6 protein-coding genes are annotated in these 6986 nt (G+C 70.0%); 1 reads left to right on the plus strand and 5 read right to left on the minus strand.

Annotated features, from left to right (window positions below):
- Positions 1–165: 165 nt before the first annotated feature.
- From ABEB12_RS28245 to ABEB12_RS28265, 5 genes are read right to left on the minus strand one after another with little or no spacing between them, the layout of a single operon-like run.
- Positions 166–1323: a hypothetical protein gene (locus ABEB12_RS28245; protein ID WP_185062960.1), complete on the minus strand. Its 1158-nt coding sequence runs from the start codon at positions 1321–1323 to the stop codon at positions 166–168.
- A 43-nt stretch (positions 1324–1366) separates the two neighbouring features.
- Entirely contained in the window at positions 1367–2185 is an 819-nt protein-coding gene (locus tag ABEB12_RS28250; protein WP_185062959.1) for an AAA family ATPase, read from the minus strand.
- Positions 2186–2207: 22 nt separating this feature from the next.
- The gene (locus ABEB12_RS28255; protein WP_185062958.1) at positions 2208–3878 is read right to left on the minus strand and encodes a VWA domain-containing protein; all 1671 of its coding nucleotides are present in this window, start codon (positions 3876–3878) and stop codon (positions 2208–2210) included.
- A gap of 1 nt (position 3879) precedes the next feature.
- Entirely contained in the window at positions 3880–4710 is an 831-nt protein-coding gene (locus ABEB12_RS28260; RefSeq protein ID WP_185062957.1) for a hypothetical protein, read from the minus strand.
- A gap of 3 nt (positions 4711–4713) precedes the next feature.
- The gene (locus tag ABEB12_RS28265) at positions 4714–5874 is read right to left on the minus strand and encodes a spirocyclase AveC family protein (protein ID WP_185062956.1); all 1161 of its coding nucleotides are present in this window, start codon (positions 5872–5874) and stop codon (positions 4714–4716) included.
- Positions 5875–6000: 126 nt separating this feature from the next.
- Between ABEB12_RS28265 and ABEB12_RS28270 the strand changes: the two genes are divergently transcribed.
- Positions 6001–6639 carry a TetR family transcriptional regulator gene (locus tag ABEB12_RS28270; protein WP_185062955.1) on the plus strand — a complete coding sequence of 213 codons (639 nt, stop codon included), beginning with the start codon at positions 6001–6003 and terminating at the stop codon, positions 6637–6639.
- The last annotated feature ends 347 nt before the right edge of the window (positions 6640–6986 follow it).

The following is a 6986-nucleotide window of genomic DNA, read 5'->3' on the forward strand; positions in this document are numbered from 1 at the left end:
GCCCATCTCGCCGGACCTCAGCCCGGCGCGTCGGGCCGGAAACACCGATCTTGGAACAGTCCCCGTTGGCACCCTGACGCGCACACCCGGAGCAGCACGGCCCCTGCATGACCTGCTGAGGAAGCCGGAGATCGAGTGTGACCGGCCTGCCGTTTGCGGTGCGGCTCAGGTGGTCGGGCGTGCGCCGGCGAATACGGCGCCGTTCTTGTCGCCGGCACCGCCGTGTCGCCAGTCGACGGGTGGGAGGAGGGGGGTCTGGTCGGCGAGTGTTCGGATTCCGGGCGGCGCATCACACAGGGCGGGGATCGCGTTGACCGCGCGTGCGGCGGTGGCCATCAGGCCGCCCATGATGGCCAGGTCTTGCGGAGACCGGTGTTTGTTCAGGTGGCCGCCGTAGTAGCCGTTGTCGGTGTGGGTGGCCCACTGGACCTGCATGCTGGGGTCGCCCTTGATGGCCAGTCGGTAGCCGCCGTCGCCGGGTGGTGGTTCCCAGTGGGTGGGGTAGTCCCCGAGCCAATAGCAGCCGCCCTGGGTGACTCGGCATTTGCCGTCGACGTAGCCGTCGAGGTTGAACCGGATGGCGGAGACGGTGCCTGCCTGGAGGGTGAACAGCGGGGCCGTGATGTCGCGGGCGCTCAGGGCGTGTTCCTGGTCCCAGCGGATCTCGTCGAGCTGGACGCCGAGCCAGTGGGCGGTCAGGTGCAGGGCGGGGCCGAACAGGTACTCGAACAGGGGGCGCAGGTCGTGCCGGTGGGCCTCGTCGGGGCCGAGACCGTAGCCGAAGTAGCCGAAGACGGCGGGGTCTTCGTAGGTGGAGAAGTTGTACATCTCGCACAGGTAGGTGGACTCGATGCGCTGGCACATGCTGCCCAGCGCGGCGAGGACGGTCTGGCTGCCGTTGGCGTTGATACCGGTCGGGTAGTAGCTGGTGGCGCCCTCGCGGCAGGCGGCTTCGAGTTCCGCGACGAGGTCGGCGCCGTGCAGGGCCGGGTGGTTCATCGAGGCCTGCACGCCGACGACGTTCTTGCCCGAGCGCAGGATTTGGGCGATGTCGGCGACCAGTTCGGCGGGTTGGCGGCGCAGGTCGGTCGCGGTGTAGACGACGCAGTCGGCGTCGGTGGCCAGCAGCCTGTTGGCGTCGGTGGTGGCGGTGACGCCGATGGAGGGGAGGCCGACGAACTCGCCGGCGTCGAGGCCGGCCTTGTCCGGGTTGTGGACCCAGAGCCCGGCGAGTTCGAGGTCGGGGCGGGTGAGAATGCCTTTCAGGGACATCTTGCCCACCAGTCCGGGTGCCCACTGGATCACGCGATACGGCGCTGGCATGTCGGTTCCTTTGCTTGGTCGAGGCTCGGGTTGGGTGGGGAGGTCAGCTGTAGGAGCCGATGAGGGTGGACAGCTGGCGGGCGAGCTCCGGGTCGTCGGTGAGCGGTAGCGCGATGGCGGCGTGTGCGGCGACGTCGAAGGGCAGGCCTTCGGCGAGCAGTTGGCTGGCGGTGACCACGGTGCGGGTGGAGGCGACCTCGGCCAGCCCGTTGTCGGTGGCCCGCCGCAGGGCGTGGGCCAGGGCGAGCAGGTCGTCGAGGCGTTCCTCGGTGCCGCCCTCGCGCAGGACGATCGCGCGTTCGAGGTCGGCGGGTGGGTAGTCGAGCTCGATGGCCACCATGCGTTGGCGGGTGGACATCTTGAGGTCCTTGAGCACGCTCTGGTAGCCGGGGTTGAAGGAGACCACGAGGGTGAAGCCGTCGGCGGCGGGGATGGTCTGGCCACCGAGGCGTTCGAGGCTGAGTTGGCGTCGGTGGTCGGTCAGGGAGTGGATGGCCACGGTGGCGTCCTGGCGGGCCTCGACGACCTCGTCGAGGTAGCAGATCCCGCCCTCGCGCGCGGCCCTGGTCAGGGGGCCGTCGACCCACTCGGTGTCGCCGCCGGTCAGAACGTAGCGGCCGAGCAGGTCGCCGGCGGTCATGTCCTCGTGGCAGGACACGGTGTACAGCGGCACGCCGAGCCGGTCGGCCATGTGCTCGACCAGGCGGGTCTTGCCGCACCCGGTGGGGCCCTTGAGCATGATCGGCAGGCCGCGCCGGGCGGCGGCGTGGAAGACCTCGATCTCGTTCCCGGTGGGGAGGTAGAACGGTTGCCCGGGGTGGGTGTGTGCACCGTGGTGGCCACGCAGCAGCTCGGCGGTCATGGACGTCCTTCCGGTGGTCGGGTCAGGCCGCGCTGCCGCGGCGGGTGCCGGCACGGCGGCTGGCGGCTGCCTCGGCCAACGCGGCACTGAACAGGGTCCGCACGTGCGTGGTGAGGTCACGGGGATCCTTGACGGCGTGGTGGGTGACGTGGCCCCACACGGTGTCGAGGACCTCGGGTCGGCTGGTTGCGCGCGGGCTCAGGCACAGGCAACCCACGCCGCGCTCGACGGCCTCGGTGAGCGCGTGGCGGGTGTCGTGCTGGGCGTGGGCGTGTTCGTATCCCTCGTCGTAGGGCAAGCCGTCACCGAGCACCACCAGCAGGGTGTTCGTGGTGCCGGCGTGGGTGAGCAGGGTGTGGGTGGCGTGCCGGACGGCGGCCCCGAGGCGGGTGTAGCCGGCCGGTGTGAGTGCGGCCAGCCGTCGTTGCGCGGCGCGGTCGTAGCGCTGGTCGAACCCTTTGACCCGCAGGAACCGGACGTGCTCGCGGCCGAGGGAGTAGAAGGCGTAGGTGGCGACCCGGTCGTCGAGCCCGTCCAGGGCCGCGGTGAGCCGGCCGGCCAGCTCACGTTGGGCCTCGAACACCGGCGCCGGCCCGCTCAGCGTGCCGGTGGAGCCGCTGGCGTCCAGCAGGACCAGCACCCCGAGATCGCGGCGCGTGCGGCGGCGGTTCTCGTAGACGCGAACGTCACCGGTGCGGCCGAGGCGTCGATCGACCGCGAGCTCGGCCAGCAGGGTCGCGTCGAGGGCGTCACCGTCGGGTTGGCGACGGTGACGGGCGTCGGACAGGCCGAGGCGGGCGAGTTGGGCGCGAAGCGGCAGGTCCGGTGGTGCGGCCGGTGTGTAGGGAAGGCCACTGGTGTCGGGAAGCAGCTCGGAGACGGCACACCAGGCGCGCCGGTAGGTGCCGCCGCGATGGCACCACTCGTCGTAGCGCCGTCCTGCGGCGGGGCCCGGCCGCGACCGGACCGCCAGGTCGGCGGGTGCACCGGGGGCTCGTCGCCGGCCTCCGCCGCCGGTGCCCGCGCGGCTCCCGGAGACGCTGAACTCCTGGCCGCCCTGGTCGGAGGCGCCGGTGGTGGTGCCCATGCCGAGCATCCGGGCGAGCTTGGTGGCCAGCGAGTTCGACAACGGAGTGGCCATCAGCTCCAGGACGCGGCTGCGATCGGCACCGTCGTCATCGCCGTCCAGCTCGTCCAGGCCCATTCCGGCGGAGGTGGCGTCGCGCAGGTCGCGGTCGGTGACCTCAGCGCCCAGCACGGGTCGGCGCAGCCGTAGCGGCCGCAGGGCGCCGCACCAGGGCGGGGCGCCGGGCACCCGCATCGAGCGGGCGCGCCGCAGTGACTCCTCGACCGAGCGGCTGACCGGCCCCGGGTGCAGCCCGGCGGCCCGGTCGAGCAGTGTCGTTGGGAGCGCACCGGCCAACACGGTCACCGCCCGCCGGGCCTCGAGGGCCAGGAACCGGTCGGCGCTGCCCCGGCGGCCGGCGAGCAGCCGCACCCCGGTCGGGGCAAGGCTGCCGGCCGCGATGAGGGCCGCCTGCACGATGACCGTGTGCGCCGAGCAGTCGGCGGGTACGTGGATCCCGCGTCCGTCGCTGTAGGCCAGGGCCGAGTCGGTGGGGGTCACCGCGACCGGGCGGCCCGCGACCGCGGCGGCGAGCAGTCTCCAGCGAGCGGCATCCTGTTCGGCCATCTCACCCGCGCCCTTCGGCCGGCTCGGCGGCGAGCGCCCGGTGCGCCTCGGCGGAAAGGCCCGGTCCGCCGGCCAGAGTCGCGCCATCGTCCTGACCGATCGCGCGACGCAGCAGCACGACCATGACCACCGCCCAGGTGGCGAACACGACCATCGGCAGGAAGAACGCGAACACGCCGTTCCAGGCGAACGGGCCGTCCTGGCAGAACGGCACAATGCCGGCCGGGGCGACCAGGAGCGCGACCCACAGGTTGAAGTAGCCCGACCAGCGCGGGAAAACCCCGCTGTGGCGCGCGTCGGTGACGATGACCAGGCCGATGCAGGCGAACTGGACGACCGCTGAGGAGATCACGCCGACGAACATCAGCCAGCCCATGTCGTTGAGCATCCGGATCAGCACCGGCCCGATCTCGGGGCGGTACGCGGCGGTCTGCCAGACCATCAGCGGGATGATGAACTCCAGTGCCAGCAGCCCACCGGAGACCAGCTGCGTCGGCGCCAGCACCGCCCGCGTGCCCTCGATGCGTCGCATCTGCGCGGAGATCACGGCCGCGAACGGCACCAGCAACGCCGAGGCGAACATCGTCAGCATCAGCCCGAGCCGGATGGCCAGGGTGTGCTCGGAGTAGAGCGCGACCAGATCCTCGGGGGTGAGCCGGGGCGACGGGGGCGGGATGAACCCGGCCAGCAGCGCGAAGCTGGCGATCCAGCCGAACACCATGGCCGGCCCGCACCAGACGCACAGCGTCTGCAACCGGCGGTTGGCGTAGCCGTCGCACCCGGGCAACGGTGCCCGTGAGGTGCTTTTCGGCCCGGCGTCTGTCGTGTCCACCGGTCAGCCGCCGCTCGAGAACTGCTTGACGGTCTCGGTCGACGGCGCCGGTACCCCCGGTGGGACCACGACATTCCCGTGGGGGTCGAAATGGGTCGCGTCGCGGCGGGAGAGCGGCATCGACGTCGACGGGCAGGCCTGGTCGGTGTCCGGGCCGCAGATGTAGTTGGTGAAGTAGGAGCGCTCCTGCACCTCGGCCGGCCAGGAGTGCGCCTGCAGGTTGAAGAACTGGTAGGGGATGTTGTAGGTGACCATGTAGATCGCGCTGCCGATCCCGAGCAGGGCCAGGAACCGCATGAACGTCTTCACCCCGGCGCCCGCGCGGATCTCGTCGACCCCGCGCTCGACCAGCGTGTGGCCCTTGTCGTCCTTGTAGTAGCGCAGGCAGGCGAAGCCCAGCCACCACAGCGAGGTCAGCAGGGCCTCGTAGATCGGGAACTGGTACCAGTGCCCGGCGAACAGCGTCAGGCTCGGCACGGTGGCCCAGTAGTTGTAGAAGCCCAGCCGCACCCACGCGCCCTCGCACACCAGATCCAGCACGAAGCCGAACACGAACGCGATCGTCAGCAGCCAGAACGTGCCGATATTGGGGTACCGGGCCTTGGTTCTGCGCATCACCCAAGTGCAGGCCAGCGCGATCGGGAACAGCATGTAGAGGTATGCCGGCAGGATGAAGAACAACGGCTCCTGGAACATCCGCCCCGGCGAGCCCGCGCTGATCGACTGCCAGCCAGGCACGTGCGCGACCCACGACCCGGCGTTGAGGAAGTACGAGTTGTAGGTGAACATCGGCTGGTAGAAGTTGATGAACGGGTCCTGGAACCACAACAGGACGAACGTCAACAACAGCAACCCGTCGGTGCTGAACCGCTTCTCCCGGACCCTCGGCCGCACCACGACCACATAGATGATCGCCACCGTGGCCAGTACCCCGAACGGCAGGTAGATGTCGAACAACGTCGACATCCAGCCCGGCAGTGCCGTCGGCCCCGGCGCCACCCGCGCGGTGTCGTCGCTGAGCACCCAGCTGACGAACAGGTAGGCGTAGAACGCCAGCCACAGCCCCCCGAAGATCGCCCACCCCTTGATGGGCTTCGACGGTGGTCGGGAGTCGACCGCGAGCTGTTCCGCGGTCAGCCTCGGCGCGCTCGTGGGTACAGCCATCGGGAGCTCCTCGCTGGAGGAAGGACTCGGACCACCCAACGGTAAGCAACACTGTTTCTCAAAGTCAAGAAACAGTGTTGCTTACTGATCCGCTGTCTGAGCTCCGCGTGGGGATAGAGTCGAATCATGACCGCCGCGCGCCGCGCTCCCCGCCGCTCGACCGAGCAGGTCAGGCGACTGATCCTGGACACCGCCACCGAGTTGTTCGCCGAACACGGCTACGCCCAGACCTCGATGCGCGACATCGCCACCCGCACCGACATCAGCCTCTCGGTGCTCTACCGGCAGTTCACCAGCAAGGAAGAGCTCTACTCGGCCACCCTGCTCGCCCCGTTCCTGGCCTCGTTCGAGGAGTTCGCCTCCGCCTGGAGAAGCCAGGTGGACTCCCCGTGGGGCGACGAGGAGCTCATCGGCGAGTTCGTCCGCGACCTGTACTCCAGCCTCAGCGGGCACCGCAAACTGCTGGTCACCCTGCTCGCCGCTGGCGACGACGGCAGCGACCTGCTCGAGCGTGCGCGCGAGAGCCTCGCCGCCAGCCTCGCCGACCTACGCCTCATGGCCGAGCATGAGGCCGACCGACGCGAGTGGTTCGCCCGAGACCAGCTCGCGATCAGCAACTCGCTCATGGTCGCCCTCGTCGCCGGCCTCGTCCTGCTTCGGCCACTGCTCGCCGACACCGCCGCCGCCGACCGCGACACCATGGTCAAAGCCGCCGCCCGGCTCGCCCGCTACGGTATGAGCCTTGGCCCGGGTCGGACAGGCTGAAACGACCTTGACGCACACACCGAGCCTGTTGTCCAGGTCGCCGCACCGCTGCGCATGACGGGGTTACGTAAGCGCCGCAACTACGCGTACGCCCTCTGCGAGTGAGCCGTCGACATGTCCTGATAACAGATGGCTGTCCTTCGGCTGAGCTGCGCGTTCGACAATTCCTCATCTCGGACGCTCTCGTCGTCCGCCGTCTTCAGTCCGGGCGCTTCGCTTCGGCCTTGGCTCGCGGCTCGTCGATTACGAGTCGGCCGAGAGCACGAGTTCTGGCACGGGCGCTGGGACTGTTCCAAGATCGGTGTTTCCGGCCCGACGCGCCGGGCTGAGGTCCGGCGAGATGGGCA

This window comes from Actinospineispora eucalypti (assembly GCF_039543365.1).
Classification (GTDB): Bacteria; Actinomycetota; Actinomycetes; order Mycobacteriales; family Pseudonocardiaceae; genus Pseudonocardia; species Pseudonocardia eucalypti.

Coding starts and splice junctions, on each gene's coding strand:
- ABEB12_RS28250 (WP_185062959.1), bottom strand. CDS start 2,185: ATGACCGCCGAGCTGCTGCGTGGCCACCACGGTGCACACACCCACCCC.
- ABEB12_RS28245 (WP_185062960.1), bottom strand. CDS start 1,323: ATGCCAGCGCCGTATCGCGTGATCCAGTGGGCACCCGGACTGGTGGGC.
- ABEB12_RS28265 (WP_185062956.1), bottom strand. CDS start 5,874: ATGGCTGTACCCACGAGCGCGCCGAGGCTGACCGCGGAACAGCTCGCG.
- ABEB12_RS28255 (WP_185062958.1), bottom strand. CDS start 3,878: ATGGCCGAACAGGATGCCGCTCGCTGGAGACTGCTCGCCGCCGCGGTC.
- ABEB12_RS28270 (WP_185062955.1), top strand. CDS start 6,001: ATGACCGCCGCGCGCCGCGCTCCCCGCCGCTCGACCGAGCAGGTCAGG.